This window comes from Pseudomonas sp. 51_B (assembly GCF_017491595.1).
Taxonomy (GTDB): domain Bacteria; phylum Pseudomonadota; class Gammaproteobacteria; order Pseudomonadales; family Pseudomonadaceae; genus Aquipseudomonas; species Aquipseudomonas promysalinigenes.
The window spans coordinates 1-447 of sequence record NZ_JAFGYW010000402.1 but is presented as its reverse complement, the minus strand read 5'-3'; the positions used below and the strand labels follow the sequence as shown (position 1 = coordinate 447).

Sequence of the window (447 nt, the reverse complement as noted above, 5' to 3'; positions counted from 1 at the left end):
GTTAGAGGGGGCTTACTTTTCAAAGTTGTATTCGCTGGCAAGTGCAAGTATTGCTTTCCTTGCTTCACTGCTGCCTTGTTTTTCAAGAAATCCTCAATTCTCGGATCTGCCGAAAAAATTTCCACATGGACTTGATAACTTCTCGAAACCCCTCCATCAGGACCTGCCAATGTTTCATTTAAACCAAGAAAGCCGATTACGTCACCTGCCTTAATTGCCGTATCCATAGCTACGACCTTGTCAAACTCCGTAGGAATCAATCCAAGCAGTTTAACATAAGGCTTTTCAACACAAGCCCAAAAAGTTGCTTGGACAGGAGTGGAATGGCTTTTCAAACCGGTTGCAGTGCCAGAAGTACTTGGCACGAAGCAACATTCCGCCATTTTGTATGACTTAGAGCCAATCTTCAGGCTAAAAACTTTCCCACTATCAAATTCTATTACGCTA

1 pseudogene is annotated in these 447 nt (G+C 43.0%); it reads right to left on the bottom strand.

Annotation, left to right across the window (positions count from 1 at the left end):
- A pseudogene (locus tag J5M56_RS25435) lies at window positions 1–447 on the bottom strand (hypothetical protein); the annotation flags it as partial.